Source organism: Vibrio sp. 10N.286.49.E11 (assembly GCF_041469505.1).
GTDB classification, from domain to species: domain Bacteria; phylum Pseudomonadota; class Gammaproteobacteria; order Enterobacterales; family Vibrionaceae; genus Vibrio; species Vibrio crassostreae_C.
In genome coordinates this window covers 1-16057 of sequence record NZ_JBFRKQ010000055.1, presented here as the reverse complement: position 1 = coordinate 16057, position 16057 = coordinate 1, and the positions used below count along the sequence as shown (strand labels likewise).

14 protein-coding genes are annotated in these 16057 nt (G+C 43.5%); 9 read left to right on the top strand and 5 right to left on the bottom strand.

What is annotated here, in order from left to right; all coding sequences use genetic code 11:
- Positions 1-125: 125 nt before the first annotated feature.
- On the bottom strand, positions 126-1430 hold the full coding sequence (locus tag AB4167_RS12675) for an MFS transporter (protein ID WP_017065255.1): 1305 nt from the start codon (positions 1428-1430) through the stop codon (positions 126-128).
- Positions 1431-1778: 348 nt separating this feature from the next.
- On the opposite strand from AB4167_RS12675, the gene AB4167_RS12670 reads away from it, so the two are divergent.
- Positions 1779-3320 (top strand): sodium:solute symporter family transporter, encoded by a 1542-nt coding sequence (locus tag AB4167_RS12670; RefSeq protein WP_372136612.1) that lies wholly within the window; start codon positions 1779-1781, stop codon positions 3318-3320.
- 26 nt (positions 3321-3346) lie between these two features.
- Complete coding sequence (locus AB4167_RS12665; RefSeq protein WP_372136611.1) at positions 3347-4717, top strand: L-serine ammonia-lyase; 1371 nt, start codon at positions 3347-3349, stop codon at positions 4715-4717.
- Between the two features lie 99 nt (positions 4718-4816).
- On the opposite strand, the gene AB4167_RS12660 is transcribed toward AB4167_RS12665, so the two are convergent.
- Positions 4817-5302, bottom strand: a complete 486-nt coding sequence (locus AB4167_RS12660) for an Lrp/AsnC family transcriptional regulator (RefSeq protein ID WP_017065258.1) — start codon at positions 5300-5302, stop codon at positions 4817-4819.
- Positions 5303-5424: 122 nt separating this feature from the next.
- On the opposite strand from AB4167_RS12660, the gene AB4167_RS12655 reads away from it, so the two are divergent.
- On the top strand, positions 5425-6024 hold the full coding sequence (locus tag AB4167_RS12655; RefSeq protein ID WP_372136610.1) for a LysE family translocator: 600 nt from the start codon (positions 5425-5427) through the stop codon (positions 6022-6024).
- Positions 6025-6160: 136 nt separating this feature from the next.
- On the opposite strand, the gene ahpF is transcribed toward AB4167_RS12655, so the two are convergent.
- Both ahpF and ahpC read right to left on the bottom strand, forming a co-directional pair.
- On the bottom strand, positions 6161-7753 hold the full coding sequence (ahpF, locus tag AB4167_RS12650) for an alkyl hydroperoxide reductase subunit F (RefSeq protein ID WP_372136609.1): 1593 nt from the start codon (positions 7751-7753) through the stop codon (positions 6161-6163).
- Between the two features lie 197 nt (positions 7754-7950).
- Entirely contained in the window at positions 7951-8508 is a 558-nt protein-coding gene (ahpC, locus tag AB4167_RS12645; RefSeq protein ID WP_016798107.1) for an alkyl hydroperoxide reductase subunit C, read from the bottom strand.
- A gap of 480 nt (positions 8509-8988) precedes the next feature.
- Between ahpC and AB4167_RS12640 the strand changes: the two genes are divergently transcribed.
- The 6 genes from AB4167_RS12640 to AB4167_RS12615 all read left to right on the top strand — a co-directional run bounded on the left by AB4167_RS12640 (position 8989) and on the right by AB4167_RS12615 (position 14805).
- The gene (locus AB4167_RS12640; protein ID WP_017065261.1) at positions 8989-9480 is read left to right on the top strand and encodes a VOC family protein; all 492 of its coding nucleotides are present in this window, start codon (positions 8989-8991) and stop codon (positions 9478-9480) included.
- Between the two features lie 303 nt (positions 9481-9783).
- Positions 9784-11160, top strand: a complete 1377-nt coding sequence (locus AB4167_RS12635; RefSeq protein ID WP_372136608.1) for a uracil-xanthine permease family protein — start codon at positions 9784-9786, stop codon at positions 11158-11160.
- A gap of 337 nt (positions 11161-11497) precedes the next feature.
- Complete coding sequence (locus AB4167_RS12630) at positions 11498-11950, top strand: septal ring lytic transglycosylase RlpA family protein (protein ID WP_102320537.1); 453 nt, start codon at positions 11498-11500, stop codon at positions 11948-11950.
- Positions 11951-12392: 442 nt separating this feature from the next.
- Complete coding sequence (locus AB4167_RS12625) at positions 12393-13406, top strand: manganese-dependent inorganic pyrophosphatase (protein WP_017089088.1); 1014 nt, start codon at positions 12393-12395, stop codon at positions 13404-13406.
- A gap of 360 nt (positions 13407-13766) precedes the next feature.
- Complete coding sequence (locus AB4167_RS12620; RefSeq protein ID WP_017089087.1) at positions 13767-14219, top strand: hypothetical protein; 453 nt, start codon at positions 13767-13769, stop codon at positions 14217-14219.
- Positions 14220-14601: 382 nt separating this feature from the next.
- Positions 14602-14805, top strand: a complete 204-nt coding sequence (locus AB4167_RS12615; protein ID WP_102420170.1) for a pyrophosphatase — start codon at positions 14602-14604, stop codon at positions 14803-14805.
- Positions 14806-15075: 270 nt separating this feature from the next.
- Here the strand turns inward: AB4167_RS12615 and AB4167_RS12610 are convergent, their stop codons facing one another.
- On the bottom strand, positions 15076-15843 hold the full coding sequence (locus AB4167_RS12610) for a hypothetical protein (RefSeq protein ID WP_136994532.1): 768 nt from the start codon (positions 15841-15843) through the stop codon (positions 15076-15078).
- Positions 15844-16057 lie beyond the last annotated feature (214 nt).

The window sequence follows — 16057 nt, the reverse complement described above, 5'->3', positions numbered from 1 at the left end:
AATAATTTCTCTTTGTGTTGTCGAGTCAACATTCGGAACAGGACTCGATTTGGATTTTGTTACCGGCTGATTTATCAGCCGGCTTTAAACTTTTCGTATTTGAACTTCAGCGTATGAGTGTCGAATTAAGCTTTTGCTGCTTCAGCTTTTTTGCTCTTATCGAAGACGCCACCTTTTAGAGTTTCAGGCAGTGTTAGCCATAGTAGGCCGGCGATAATCCATACGATTGGTGAGCCCCACATTGCTGTTTGTAGGTCGGTACGCTCTTGGATGAAGATAAGAACCATTGGTGCCCACATGCCGATAATACGACCGCCATGGAATAAAGCTGCACCATAGCTACGCAAGCGTGCTGGGAACAATTCAGAGAAGTAACCGCCCCATACTGCAGAAGCAGACAGGCCGAAGTTGTAGATAAGACCCAGAAGAGCCAGCATGTTTAGGCCGCCAATCATCATGTCGCCAGGTGCGACAAAGAAGATAGAAACCATGATACCTGCGAGGATGAAGCCGAACGCGTTGATCTTACGACCGTACTTATCTGCTGCCCATCCCCAGAACCAAGCACCGAAGAGTGAACCAAATGCTGAGATAGAGAAGATCAAACCGATGGTTGCACCATCAAACATACGAACATCTTTCAGGTAGGTAGTTACAAAGCCACCGAAGAATTGGAATCCGTAGAAGTTAAGACCAGAAAGAAGTAAACAAGTAATCGTAATTTTGCGGTAAGGCTTGCTTAACATCTCACCCCAAGAACCTTTTTTAGCTTCGGTTACTTCCCCAGCTGTATTGGTTGTTGTTTGTTGATCTTCTTCACCGTAGGCGATCACAGTTTTGTCGCTTGGTAATACAAAGATCATTAACGCTGCTGCTACAAGCGGTGGAATACCACCTACCCACATTAGGCTCTGCCAAGGTGCATCAACACTTGTAATGAAGGCTGCGTAAGCGCCCATTGCCACTAAAGCAACAGAGAACATTGAAGAAGCAAAAGCAGTCAACTTACCGCGAACCGTTGGTGTAAATAGGCCAATCATCAGGCTTACTGCTACCGTGAAGTAACCACCTAAAGATAGTCCAATGATGAAACGCATTGCGGCCCATGTCGCGTAGTCGGTAAACATCATGTTGATGATGGTTGCACCACCGTTTAAAGCCGTAATTGCTATTAGCGTGGATTTCTTGCCGAACTTAGTTGCGAACCATGCACAGCTCAGTGCACCAATCAGAGCACCAACCGACTGCCAAGTGTAGAACTGAGCGGTATCAGAAAGGCTAATACCAGCATATTCTTCCACAATGTATGGGCGTACGTAGTCAATAATTACAAAGTTATAACAATAAAAAAAGTAACCTACTAGAATTGCTAGATATGCGGCTACCCTTTGAATCATAGGAACTTCGCTCATGTGTTTTTTAATGGTCATGACCGATAAACCTTTATTTTATATAGGGTGGTTTTGGTTTTAATTATTGTGTGTTGATTATTTAGCTTCATCACACCGTCTTCATTTCGGGAGAGATAATAGAATTTTTGTGGTTATTAGATCCGTGATCAAAGTCAATTTTAAAATGAGTGCGTACCCATTTTGTGCATTTTAGTGATCTTGATCTCATTTAACTGGGTTTTTGTGCTTTGTGGGGTGGTTTGAGTGTTTAATCGTCTATCTTAGTGATAATAGTCACACTTATTGTGGGTTTTTGAGGGAAAACATCCATTTTTGAGTACTATTGGCAGCGAATTAATTGCGACATACAATAAACGGAATCTAAAAATGGTTACGTACTCAAGTTTTGTGGTTATTGCTCTTTATGTGCTAACTACTTTGTTTATCAGCTACTTAGTTAATAGGCGCTATAGCGTCGGTGGCGACTTTTCGACTGGTGGAAAACAGTTTGGTTGGTTTACGGCAGGTGTGTCGATTCTTGCAACCTACATCAGCGCAATGACGTTCGTTGGCATGCCGGGCTGGGTTTATAGCTCAGGCATGGAAGCGATGAGCGTACATTTGAACTATCCAATAGTGATCTTTTTCACTGTGCTTTTCTTTGTTCCGGTGTTTTACAAGCTCGGCCTAACCTCGATTTACGAATACCTAGAGCACCGCTTTGGCGTTGTTGCTCGCACGATCAATTCCATCGTGTTCATTGTGGTTCAGTGTATTTCGGCAGGGGTTATTCTGTATGCGGTAGCCCTGATCTTAGTGCAAGTGCTGCCAGTGAGTATCTCTGAGGCGATCATCTACATCAGCGTATTTACTGCGTTGTATACCTATGCGGGTGGTATCTCGACTGTAATCTGGACTGACATGCTTCAGTCAGCAGTGTTGATTATCGGCAGCATTGCGATCTTTGTTTTATTGCTGATGAAAATCGATGCGGGCGAGATGTTGTCTCCTGAACATTTGAATATCATCAATCTCGATTTTGACTTAGGCGTCGATACCACATTGTGGGCCGGCGTAGTGGCTGTGAGCTTCTTGCACCTGAGTGTGTATGGCACTAACCAACTGATTATTCAAAGAACATTGGCGACTAAGTGTGTTAAAACAGCGCAAAAATCGATGTTGCTTTGTGGCTACGGCGCATTTTTTGTTTATCTGTTCTTTGCTGTGATAGGGGTGCTGTTAAGTGTCTTTTATCAAGACAGCAGTTTTGAAAACAGCAACGAAGTGATTCTCGATTTTGTGTTTAACCATACCAACCCAATCATTGTTGGTTTGGTGATCTCAGCACTTTCGGCAGCGGCAATGTCGACATTGGATTCCACCTATAACTCAATGGCGACGGTCGCAACGTTCGATTTCTATAAGCGCTTCTTCCGTAAGCAAGCCTCTGACGCGCACTATGAATCAGTGGCTAGAAAAATGAGCCTGGTTGCTGCAGCGTCGGTTGTTGTGCCTGCGTTACTGGCTGTTTCTAATGAATCAGTGCTTAAAACGATTGCGAGCTTAACCTCTATTTTTGTTGGTATTCGCCTTGGCTCTTTCATCTTGGGTTTGTTCTTCAAACAAGCAAACGAGAAAGGCGTAATTGCGGGCAGTATTGGCAGTGTGGCCGTCGTATTCATCGCCAAATACAGCGGAATAGCTTGGCCTTGGTTTGCCTTGATTGGCACTGTGGTTTTCTTAGTGTTAGGTGTTGTTGTGAGCCGCTTCTGGGGAGAGGTAACCGAGCAACAAAATGAATTTATAGAAAAGCAAAAGCATTTGTTTGCAAAGCCTACCGCGAGTCATTATGGCTTGTTGGTGTTCGCTGTTGTGACGATTGCTGCTTGTACTGTTATCCCTGATTGGCTTTATGCCGCTCTTTCTTAATTGACCGATTTTTTACTGGTATATCTATGTTATCGATCTTTGATATCTACAAAATTGGTGTTGGGCCATCGAGCTCTCACACCAACGGCCCAATGATTGCGGGTTTCCATTTCACACAATTAATCGCTGATAAAATCGCAGAAGTGACGCGTATTAAGGTGGATTTATACGGTTCTTTGTCATTGACTGGCATAGGTCACCACACCGACAGAGCTACAATATTGGGGCTACTCGGCAATAAACCAGACACCATCAAAATCACCAGCGCAAACCAAGCAATGCGTCATGCCGTAGACAGTGGTGAGATGGATTTAGCGGGCACCAAGCACATTGCCTTCAACTACGAAACCGACATGTTGTTCCACAAAGACAATCTGCCTCTGCATGAAAATGGCATGATGATTACTGCGTTTGACCAGAGTGGCAACGTGATTGTCGATGAAACTTATTATTCGATTGGCGGCGGTTTTATCGCAACTGCTGATGAACTGCAAAATGGTACTCAAACCCAAGCGGTAGAAGTTCCTTTCCCGTTCAAAAACGCCGATCAAATGCTTCAACAAGCTGACAATAGTGGGATGAGCCTCGGTGGTATGATTCTAAAAAATGAAGCGGAGTTCGAAGGCGCTGACATTATTTCAGAGAAAGCGGATCAAATCTGGCGAGTGATGAGTCGTTGTATGGAGCGTGGCTTTGAAACCGAAGGCATTCTTGATGGTGGTTTGAACGTAACTCGTCGTGCGCCTAACCTACTGAAAAAGTTAGAAGCGAATGCGGCGGTTGAAAACGACCCAATGGAAATCATGGATTGGATTAACTTGTTTGCGTTTGCGGTTAGCGAAGAAAATGCGGCTGGTGGCCAAGTGGTAACATCACCAACCAATGGTGCGGCGGGCGTTATTCCTGCTGTGTTGATGTACTACCATCGCTTCATTAAAGAGTTGGATACTAAGCAGTTAAAAGATTTCTTAGCGGTATCGGGCGCGATTGGTATTCTGTACAAAACTAACGCTTCGATCTCTGGTGCGGAAGTAGGATGCCAAGGTGAGGTAGGCGTATCATCCTCTATGGCGGCTGCGGGATTAACGGCACTACGCGGTGGCAGCAATGAGCAGATCTGTATTGCGGCGGAAATCGCGATGGAACACTCATTGGGTATGACTTGTGACCCAATTGGCGGCTTGGTTCAAGTGCCGTGTATCGAGCGAAATGCGATGGGTGCGATGAAGGCAATTAATGCATCTCGCATGGCATTGAAGCGAAACAGCAAGTCTTTGATCTCACTCGATAAGGTCATCGCAACCATGTACCAAACCGGTAAAGACATGAACAAGAAATATCGTGAAACATCACTCGGTGGTTTAGCCTTGATCCATCTAGCTCATCCTTGTGAATAGCTAAGCCAGTTAACCCAGTAAATAATAACGTTAAGCCCAGAGCCTTAGACTTTAGAAATCTATCGCGGCTGGGCTTTTTGTTTTATGTGTTTTAGGGAGCTAATCTGAAAGCGGTAATCGATAGCTGTTTTTCAACTCTTTTACTGAGATGTTCGACTGAATCGCACTCACGCCTTTGACTCGTCTGATCGAGCTAATACGCTCAAAGTACTCTTCTAAATCTTTCGCCAACACTTGCACCATGTAATCGGCGCCGCCTGCAATGCAGTGACACATTGGAATCCAATCGGTTACCGCGACAAACTCTTCGAACGGTTCTGTGTTTTCAACTTCATGATTGCCTAGTGTTACAAGGGTAAAACCAGCCACATGAAAGCCTAATTTCTTACGATTCAGCTTAGCGGCGTAACCATCGATATAGCCAGTTTCCTCCATGCGTTTCCAACGACGCCAGCATGGGGTTTCGCTGAGGTTGACCTTCTCTGCGAGCTTGCTGTTGCTCATGCGTCCGTCTTGCTGGATATGCTCTAAGATGGCGATATCTGTGTCATCTAACACTTCTTTGGTGGATTCTTTCTGTTTCATGGCTATTTTAGAAAAGTCTTGCTCAAATTTGGATTAATATTAGCCTATATAGCAATTTAATTCCTAGTCGAATCTGTAAACTCTCCCCCTATAAATACTTTACTTATTAGGAGTGAGAGGAAATGAGCTCTCAATTAATGCTGGCGTTCTTGCTATTTTCAACATCAATTGCAATTACCCCTGGGGCTGGCAATATCGCATTACTTGGGATTTCAAGTCGTTATGGATTTGCTGCGACTTTACCTTTTATCTCTGGGAACGCTGTTGGCATCATCATCGTATTGGCGGGTTCTAGTGTCGGTTTGGTGAGCCTATTTACCCTTTACCCAGAGCTATACAGCATTTTGAAATACGCGGGTGCGGCTTATTTGCTGTTCATGGCGTGGTCGATTGCGAACATGCAGATCGAAGAAAGCACCACCGACAATCGTTCAGGTTTCATGTCTGGTGTGCTGGTGCAGGTGTTAAACCCTAAAGGTTGGATAGCGTCATTAACCGTGTTTTCACAGTTCATTACTCCGAATGCCGATTACTTGATTCAAGTCGTGACCATTATCGCGGGCATGGTGATTACTGGTGTGCCGTGCATGTTGGTGTGGGCGTATTGCGGCACCATGCTTAAAAAGTTGCTGCAATCACCAAAACAGACGATGTTTGTGAACCGTTGCTTGGGTGGAAGCTTAGCGATGGTGGTTGCCTTCATGCTTTATCAACCTGCATAAATCACAAAGAAAAAAACCACTCCTAAATCCATAGGAGTGGCGTCTAAATGTCGACTAAGTCGTTAACAGTAAAGAATTAAGTTAACAAATATTTAAGGAACTTGAGTTAAAAGCTTTAAGCTTTTCAGTGTAAAGGTTAAGCCGTTTCAGCCTCTTTAACCGGAGCTGAGTTACGGATTAGGTGGTCAAATGCACCTAAGCTTGCTTTCGCACCTTCACCCATCGCAATGATGATCTGTTTGTAAGGTACGGTTGTTACGTCACCCGCTGCGAACACACCTTTCATAGATGTTGCGCCATGAGCGTTAATTTCAATTTCACCGCGTGGTGAAAGCTCTACCTTTGAACCCTTCAACCATTCGCTGTTTGGCATCAGGCCGATTTGTACAAAGATACCTGCGAGTTCGATCTGTTTAAGTTCATCGGTGTTGCGGTCTTTGTATTCCAGACCAGTTACGCGAGTTCCATCACCCAATACCTGTGTGGTTTGAGCCATCTTGATGATTTCGATGTTTGGCGTTGCGTTCGCTTTGTCGATAAGTACTTGGTCAGCGCGCAGTGTGTCCGCAAACTCAAGCACAGTTACGTGTTCCACGATACCTGCTAGGTCGATAGCCGCTTCAATACCTGAGTTACCGCCACCGATAACCGCTGTTTTTTTGCCTTTGAACAATGGACCGTCACAGTGTGGGCAGTAAGCGACGCCTTTATTGCGGTACTCTTGCTCACCCGGAACGTTCATTTCACGCCAGCGAGCACCGGTACTTGTGATAACCGTGCGAGCTCGTAGTGTTGCGCCGCTCTCTAGCTCAACGTGGATGTAGCCGTCTTCAGTGTCTTCTGCTGCAATGATGTTTGCAGCGCGCTGCTCAGTCATCACTTCAACACCGTACTCTTTTACGTGCTCTTCAAGGCTTGCCACTAATTTAGGGCCAGTTGTCGCTTTTACTGAGATAAAGTTCTCAATCGCCATGGTGTCCATCACTTGGCCGCCGAATCGGTCAGCAACCACACCAGTACGAATGCCTTTACGTGCAGCATAAATTGCCGCTGAAGAACCTGCAGGGCCGCCGCCTACAACCAATACATCAAACGGTGCTTGTTGGTTTAGGTTTGCTGCTTTCTTTTCCGCTGCGCCTGAATCAACCTTGTTAAGGATTTCAGCCAGTGACATACGGCCTTGACCAAATAGCTCACCATTAACGAATACACTTGGTACTGCCATGATGTCGCGAGACTTCACTTCATCTTGGAATGCTGCGCCGTCGATCATCGTTGTCTTAACCATAGGATTAATCGCCGACATCATATTGAAGGCTTGAACCACTTCTGGACAGTTTTGGCATGAGAGCGAGATAAAAATCTCTACATTAAGCTCTTGACCGAGTTCTTTAATTTGCTCGATTACGTCCGCTTCAAGCTTGATAGGGTGACCACCACTATGAAGCAGTGCTAGAACCAGTGACGTAAATTCGTGACCCATTGGCAAACCGGCAAAACCGATCGCGGTGCATTTCTCTTGGTTCACGACCTGCATGATAGGGCTGCGAGTGCTTGCGCTGTCATCGCGAGTCACTTCAATTTTATCGGTTAAAGACGAGATGTCATTCGCCAGATCTTGAAGTTTGTTCGCGGTGTCGCTGCCATCCAGGCTAAGCACTAACTGAACATTGGTTTTTAGGTTTTCTAGGTATGCTTTTAGCTGCTGCTTCATTGCTTGATCTAACATAATCGTGCCTGCTCTTAAATTCTGTGTCTTGGTATTGACCAATACCTTCTTGCTGAAAAAGGAAAATAAAAAGGGGCGCAAGTCGGCAAATATTGTGGTGTTGATGGTTTGAAAGGGTGGCGCGCGACTGCCCTTTAGGAGGGGGGCCGAAGCGCGCCTGTAGAACCGTTTAGCTATTCTTGTTAGCTAGGCTTAGATTAAATCTTGCCTACTAGGTCTAGAGATGGAGCTAGAGTCTCTTCGCCTTCTTTCCATTTAGCTGGGCAAACTTCACCTGGATTAGCGGCTACGTATTGTGCTGCTTTAACCTTGCGTAGTAGGTCTTCTGCGTCACGGCCGATGCCTTCAGCTGTGATTTCCATTGCTTGGATAACGCCTTCAGGGTCGATTAGGAACGTTGCACGGTCTGCAAGGCCTTGACCTTCACGCATAACGTTGAAGTTATTTGTGATGTTGCCTGTTTGGTCGCCTACCATGAAGTATTCGATAGTGCCGATTTTGTCAGAAGTATCGTGCCATGCTTTGTGAGAGAAGTGAGTGTCAGTTGATACTGAGTAAACTTCTACGCCGCGAGATTGAAGCTCTGCGTATTTGTCTTGTAGGTCAACTAGCTCAGTTGGACATACAAATGTGAAGTCTGCTGGGTAGAAGAAGAATACAGCCCACTTGCCTTTAACGTCTTGCTCAGTGATTTCTACGAATTCGCCGTTTTTAAATGCTGTTGCGTTGAATGGTTTGATTTCTGTGTTGATCATGTTTTGACTCTCTTTCTAATTTGTAGTGTTTAACGCTATCCCGCGTCGATGTAGATATATTGCATTGCCACCGAAAATTAGTGAAATCGGACATTTCTATAGATTCAATAGGCGAATCCTATCTTCGAAAGGAAAAGACTATCGGTAAAAGCTATCAACAAAAACGATTAACAAAAGCCATCAAACATCAACAACTCCCAATTTAAGTAGCTATGCTCTTTAGGTTGTTCTCTACATTGGGCTTATCTCTATTGGTGTGTGTATCTATGTATCTATGTGTCTATGTAGGTAGGGTTCGGTATGGTTTCTTTGCGTGAGTTGAGTTGTTATATCAAACTGTAAATAACAAAAAATTATCATTAATATAAATTATGATAATTTCAGTTAATTAACGCATGTACCTATACTCTCTCCATCGAAACGAAACACCGAAGCTAGACTTCGAAAAGCACAGAATTTAAAACGAATTTGGAGCAAGTTATGAAAATGAATCACGTAGGCATCATGGTGGGTGACATGGACCAAGCAGTCGAGTTTTACACGAAAGCTCTAGGTCTAAGAATCGTAATGAACAACACCAAAGTGATGGAAGAGCGCGAATCAGCAATCGGCCGCATGTGTATCGCTGTGTTCGGTGAAGGCTTTAAAGGCTTCAACATTGCACACCTAGTAACATCTGATGGTATCGGTGTTGAGCTGTTCGAAATGAAAGAGCGCCAAGAGCGTCACGAAGTTGATTTCTCACGTCTAGGTATCTTCCACTTCTGTCTACAGCTTCCAAAAGAGCAGTTTCATTCAGCGATTAAACGTGTTGAAGAGTTTGGCGGTAAGGTCCGTATGGACATCATGCGTTACCACCCAGAAGACGAACTAAAACAAGCACAAATGGTTTACCTAGAAGACCCGTTTGGCAACCTGTTCGAATTCTACTCGCACACATACGAAGACACTTACGCGACTGACTACGAGTAATAGTGTTATCTACCTGTCATAAGGTAGAAAACCGAAACACCCCCTAAAGAGGATTGGTAGAGATACCAATCTTTTTTTTGTGCCTGCGATATTGAGTGGAAGGTTACGGATAAACCAAGTCAAATGAGTGCTTTGTGCTCTTCGTTGCACTAAAACAAACCGACAATGTTGCTCTTTAGTGCAGCATTAACTTGAGCGAAAACTTAACTGATTGATAAATATGATGTTAAACCATTGGCATATATGTTGCTCTATTGCCTTTATGTAAATTGTATACAATAAAAAATACATAAAGGAAGTCACATGGAACAGAACAGTGAATTGATCTACGGATTAGACGATCGACCATCAGTCAAAGCAGCCAGTTACGCGGCGCTGCAGCATGTATTAGCCAGCTTTGTTGGAATTATCACACCCACGCTCATTATTGGCGGTGTTTTAGGGTTGGGTGAACACATCCCTTATTTGATCAGCATGGCACTGATGGTGTCTGGGGTTGGCACTTTTATACAAGCTAGAAAAATAGGGCCAGTTGGCGCAGGGATGATCTGTGTCCAAGGGACCAGCTTTGCGTTCTTAGGTTCTGTGTTAGGTGCGGGTTTTCTTGTTAAAGCAAATGGCGGTGGGCCGGATGAAATGCTCGCCACCATTTTTGGTGTCTGCTTCTTTGGTGCATTTGTCGAAATCGTCCTATCGCGCTTTATCGAAAAACTCAAAGTAGTGATCACGCCCGTTGTGACCGGCATCGTTATCACGACGATTGGTGTCTCTTTGATTAAAGTTGGCGTCACTGATATCGCTGGTGGTGTTGGTGCAGAAGATTTTGGTTCTGGAAGCAACCTGATGTTGGGTGCGATTGTGCTCGGAACCATAGTGGCACTTAACCTAAGCAACAACACCATGGTAAGGCTGTCGTCGATTTTAGTCGGATTGGTTGTAGGGTGGGGCGTTGCTATTCTGATGGGCAAAGCACCCATGGTTTCTTTTGCATCTCAACCGTTATTGAGCATTCCAGTTCCATTTAAATATGGCTTCGCTTTTGATTGGCAAGCCTTCCTGCCTATCGCTTTTATTTACTTGATTACCGTTATTGAAACCACGGGTGACCTTACCGCCAACAGTATGTTCTCAGGGCAGCCAGTTAAGGGGCCAAAATACATCAATCGACTCAAGGCTGGCGTGCTGGGTGACGGTGTGAACTCGCTCATCGCAGCGGTATTCAATACTTTTCCGAACACGACTTTCAGCCAGAACAACGGTGTGATCCATTTTACGGGGATCGCGAGTCGCTACATCGGCTACTTCATTGCCGCGATTCTTTTTCTGTTAGGGTTATTTCCCATCTTAGGTGCGGTTTTAATGACGATTCCAAAGCCAGTATTGGGCGGGGCGACATTAGTGATGTTCGGTACGGTTGCTGCGGCGGGCATCAAAATCATCGCCAATGAAAAACTGGATCGCCGCAGAATTATGACGATTGCCATCTCACTAGGCTTAGGGCTTGGGGTGATGCTAGTGCCGGATTTATTGAAAGAAGCACCCAAGCTAGTGCAAAGCATATTTGGGTCACCTGTAACCATGTCTGGTATTGCCGCGCTTGTGACTACCGGGTTGATGTCTTTGGTGCCTGAAACAAAAGCCAAGCAGATTTCGAACGTCGTACAGACCAGTAAAGCGTAACTTATACAGCCGAGAAGAAGCGTAGGTGACTGATTACGGACAATTGCGCTTAAGGCAGAAAAACGAATTACCCCTAAAGAGGATTGGTAGAGATACCAATCCGCTTTTGTATTTGGATGTTTGGCTGAGTGACTTATCTACATGAAGCGATTAAGAAATATACAGATTTAAGACGTTGTTAAAGTTGACGTTTTGACGATAAAACCTTTCATGAATATGACGGAAGAAAGTGTCGTTCATGAAAACATTCCGTCATCATACCGAATGGTAGCCTTGGCTGAGCAGTGACTATACTCAGCATTATATTGCTAACCAACAACAACGAAAATAGAGAAACATGCAGAGATTAGCGCACACAAACCACATGAAAAAATTACATATTATCTTTACCGCTCTTATCCTTATGATATTAGCCGGATGCACCTCAACGTCGGCTGTCGGCAGTTCTAAAACAAAGGAATATGCCAAGTCACATGCTCTTGCTGGTAAAGCTTCTTGGTATGGCGATAAATTCCATGGAAGGCTCACAGCAAGTGGTGAGACGTATAATATGAATGCGACTACTGCGGCTCATAAAACCTTGCCATTCGGGACTATCGTGAGAGTGACCAATACAAACAATAACAAGTCTGTTGATGTGAAAATTAATGATCGAGGCCCTTATGTAAAAGGCCGAGTGATCGACCTGTCGCACAAGGCATTTGCAAAAATCGGCAACGTTAAACAAGGCACCGTGCCTGTTAAAATCGAGATTGTTGATGATAGTAATACCTTTCGATACAAACACTAGAATCCCCTCCTAACCTCCCCTTGGTTTACATCTCCGATCCCTTACCAGTAGTGGGAAAGGGGAGGAACAGAACCTCGATATCGGTGAATCAATAGCTCATTTATGCTTACTCAATAAGGCTGCTTTGTAGCCTTATTTGTGCCTTTCGATAATCCATTTTTAATAAGATTATCTTATTTTCAGTATGTGGGTTGATGATGTTATGTGGTCAATAAATCAGTGTCTTAGCTTTCTTATCATTAGGGTTCATTGAAATTCATTGTGAAATAATGAAAAGCTAACCTAATCCAAGTTGAGCTTTGGTGTGATTAACAGTGAAAGCCTAAGGGCAATTACATTTAGTTACTTACTGAAGTAAAACTGAAATATTAGTTACACGGTTCTGAAATTTTTGGTGTTTAGCTTATGTGATTCTATATCGAATTCAAATAAGGAAATACCCGTGAAGCTAACCCCTGTCGTTGCAGCCGTAATTATGTCTTTCAGTTCAGCAAGTTTTGCTTTTAGCTTGCAACAATCTGCTAATGAAAACAGTGAAGATCTCGTATGGACAGGGCACCTAAGCCCAGACAGCGACACGGTAATGTCTGCGATGCTCGCGGCTCATATCTATGGCGGTACAGCGACAGTACCAGAGCCTATCAATCCAGAATCCACCTTCATCTTGAACTACTGTAATGCTGAATCACCACGCGTAGAGACAGATTACTCTTCATACCGAGTGGGGCTGGTGGACTTCAATCAAGTCACTCAACTAGCACCAACTATCGACCAAGCATCGATTGTTGCTGTGGTTGATCATCACGCAATTGGTGGCTCACCGATTAACACCCCACAAATTGTCGAAATGGATATTCGAGGTTGGGGATCGGCTGCAACTATTCTGGCTGACAACGCTGAAAAGCTGGATGTGACACTACCTAAGCACCTTGCTTGTGTAGGCTTAGGCGCGATCCTTTCTGACACTGTGGTATTCCAATCATCAACCACGACTGAGCATGATCGTGAATATGCTGAAAAACTGGCAAAAGTTGCAGGTATTTCAGATATCGAAGATTTCGGCCAACAGATGCTGATTGCTAAGTCGGATCTCAGTCATCTTTCTTCTGAAACCATTCTGACGCTGGATTACAAAAACTTTAAATACGGTGGCAAACAGGTGGGTATCGGTGTGGCTGAAACGCTAACGGCTCAGCAATTGATTGACCGCAAAGATGAGCTTTTGGCGGCTATGAAAGCCTACAAAGAAGAGAACGGGCTAGACTATCTGTTCTTCTCTATCACAGACACTAAGAACAAAGAAGCAAACTTACTTTGGGTGGATGAAAGTGACTACCAAGTCATCAAATCTGCTTTCAATGCTGAACCAACAAGCGATATGTTGACGCTAGAAGGTGTAACTTCGCGTAAGCGTCAGATTGGCCCTGCGGTACAGAAAGCCATTGAGAGTTTGTAGAGAATAAGAGCCGTTACTTTATAAATAAGTAGTGAAAGGATTGGTAGAGATACCAATCCCTTTTTGTTTTTGGGTCGTGTTGAACTGGATTTGGATAAAATTGAGTTGCGCTTTTTCTAAATTAACAAAGCTTATGGATAAGCCAGATCTAACATAGCCCTTTATGACACGAACCCCCAAGGACATTCACGACCAAGCACGTGAAGAGTTGGAGTTGGACTTAGAGTGGTCTTAAACAAGTAACCAATGCTAGTCGCGGATTTCCATTATCGGTAAGTTAGTATTCATAGTTTTAACTAATAATACAGTGTTTTATTGTTTATATTAAATCCCAGACAGAATGACTAACAGGACAATGAAATGACCTCAATCAAAACCATTGGTTTAACAGCTATCGCACTTGCACTTATGACAATTACTGGCTGTACCAGCTTAAAGGTAAAGGCTGCGAACGCCTTCGTGTCTGACCCAATTATCACACACGCAGACCACGACCAACTTACCGAAGCCAGTTCGAAAATCGATGGTATTCGTTATACATCAATGACGACGACGATCATCACGACCAAAGCAGCCAAGCGCACAAATGGAGTTGCTCGCGTAGACATCGAGGCTGATGGAATCGAAGAGGTGCAATCAAAATGGCATGGTGAAGAACACGTTTGTCAGATGTACCACGATCGCATGAACAATCCAGAAACTGAGGGCCTGTCAGACATCGTTGGCAATGGATTGGCGCTGAACTACCAGATCGCTATTCGTGGTGTTGATGGTCAGTCCTATACTTGTTCTGGGCATGTAGATCCCCAATAACAAAAAATAACACTGCGCTTTACTGGGTCTATTTCAAAATTTGGAAACGAATTTTTTTTATCGCTGTTTGGTGAGCAATGTACCTGTTTTTCACATTAGCTAGTTGTATTACTCGTGCCATACCTAATGAAACGTTTAAGGCACTTTCGAGAAAGGAAGTGCCAAAGGTAAAAATTCATCCTACGAAGCACCTGTACATAAATGAGCTTCGGAGAACCAAGTATTAGCAAATCACGAATTAGCATAAGTATGGAAAGTCACTAAGCTCACTGTCCAGTATTGTTTTTACACAAATCTGACATTGATGAATGCCATAAGCTATCGATATAAACATCAATATATTGTATTATTATATCCGTATTTATACTTATTAGGATTTTCTATGTTGATTCACGAATTTTCGAATAAGGACGTTACCGCTGAGCATGTAATTTTAGCTCAAGCAATACTAGCAGGGACTGCTCAAGGTGATAAAAGTAAAGCACAGCGCTTTATGATTTTTGTAAATGAGATTCCCGATGCGCCGACTGTGCAAAACCTGATTCCACGCTTTAGTCAATTTATGAAGCTCTTTAAAGCCAGCTGACATTCAAAATACGTTACACAGGGATGTGTAATTAAGATCACCAACTCCCCCCACTTTTAAACTCTATCTGACCCTATGCTCGCTCTATATCTAGCCATTGTTGTCGGAGGACAATAGAGTTTGATCAATTTTAAAAACGTTTCTGGACAATTATTTGCCAGTGCTTTTGCTAAATTAGCAATCCATGAATAATCAGAGGTATGGCAAAGTTGTTCTGAAGTGCCAATGCAATGAGTAGAATCGCACTAGCAAAAGGTGGGATTCGTTATGTTAGCTGTTGTTCGATTTTTCCCTATATACTTCAATGATTTCACTTTTTTCTGGACTTATATTTGCCGCAAATGTTGATATATCCATTTCTAAGTAACGCCAGCCCTCAGCGTCCACACCGGATTGAACATATATTTCCAAATTGAAGTCCAATGATTTTCCATCTTGATAGATTTTTTTCTCTATGACGAATGGACTGTCTTGTACGCGATGAAAGAAGAAGTCAGATGCGAAAAAAGCAGCTCTATACTCGCTTTGGTATTTGAATTCAGCATGTTTAAGGTAAACTTCTCGCCAAAACTCACCAATAATCGATTTAGGGTGATTGTGTATATCATAATATTCAACCTCCCCATGACTAAAAAACTGGTGCCCATTCGGACTTTCAAATTTTTCGTAGGATTCATTTAAAAACTGCATAAAAAAATCGAAGTTATCTCTATGCAACTCTACAGCATACTTAGAGTCACCGATTGCAGCCTCATCTTTTTTTGTACTCATACAAAAAACGAAATATTGTTTTAAATATTCTTCATCATTTCCTGCGCTGATACACTTAAACTCAATCCCCTTAAACCTCCCAACTGGAAGCTTTTCCGGAAAGTGTTGATACTCTTCAGGAAGAAAGCTCACTGAACCTTCGGAGGAGTCAGCTCGACCGACATCATCTTCAATTTTTATGTATTTCGTTAGCTCATAGAAGCGAAATATACCTAGGGATATCTTTTCAGCGATATCTAGGGAAGGAGTAAATTTGTATAGTTTCATTTTTATTTTATTCCGTACGACACAAACCATTGAGCACTCGGACAGCTAACACCCAAATAAGTGGTGAACAACGCGACCACCCAACCTTAAACCTTGCCACATTCAGCACTAAAGCTGACCCAAACTGAAATTGCCAAGCGTTGAGAATCCGCCTTAAATGCTTATGTTCAATCTTCAGTAGTTTGTAGATCTAATGTAAGCGTGTCATGAACAC

Bases quoted from the DNA above. Each gene is read 5' to 3' on its own strand.
- AB4167_RS12665 (WP_372136611.1), top strand. From the start codon at position 3,347: ATGTTATCGATCTTTGATATCTACAAAATTGGTGTTGGGCCATCGAGC.
- AB4167_RS12630 (WP_102320537.1), top strand. From the start codon at position 11,498: ATGCAGAGATTAGCGCACACAAACCACATGAAAAAATTACATATTATC.
- AB4167_RS12660 (WP_017065258.1), bottom strand. From the start codon at position 5,302: ATGAAACAGAAAGAATCCACCAAAGAAGTGTTAGATGACACAGATATC.
- AB4167_RS12635 (WP_372136608.1), top strand. From the start codon at position 9,784: ATGGAACAGAACAGTGAATTGATCTACGGATTAGACGATCGACCATCA.
- ahpC (WP_016798107.1), bottom strand. From the start codon at position 8,508: ATGATCAACACAGAAATCAAACCATTCAACGCAACAGCATTTAAAAAC.
- AB4167_RS12610 (WP_136994532.1), bottom strand. From the start codon at position 15,843: ATGAAACTATACAAATTTACTCCTTCCCTAGATATCGCTGAAAAGATA.
- AB4167_RS12620 (WP_017089087.1), top strand. From the start codon at position 13,767: ATGACCTCAATCAAAACCATTGGTTTAACAGCTATCGCACTTGCACTT.
- AB4167_RS12640 (WP_017065261.1), top strand. From the start codon at position 8,989: ATGAAAATGAATCACGTAGGCATCATGGTGGGTGACATGGACCAAGCA.
- ahpF (WP_372136609.1), bottom strand. From the start codon at position 7,753: ATGTTAGATCAAGCAATGAAGCAGCAGCTAAAAGCATACCTAGAAAAC.
- AB4167_RS12655 (WP_372136610.1), top strand. From the start codon at position 5,425: ATGAGCTCTCAATTAATGCTGGCGTTCTTGCTATTTTCAACATCAATT.
- AB4167_RS12675 (WP_017065255.1), bottom strand. From the start codon at position 1,430: ATGACCATTAAAAAACACATGAGCGAAGTTCCTATGATTCAAAGGGTA.
- AB4167_RS12615 (WP_102420170.1), top strand. From the start codon at position 14,602: ATGTTGATTCACGAATTTTCGAATAAGGACGTTACCGCTGAGCATGTA.
- AB4167_RS12670 (WP_372136612.1), top strand. From the start codon at position 1,779: ATGGTTACGTACTCAAGTTTTGTGGTTATTGCTCTTTATGTGCTAACT.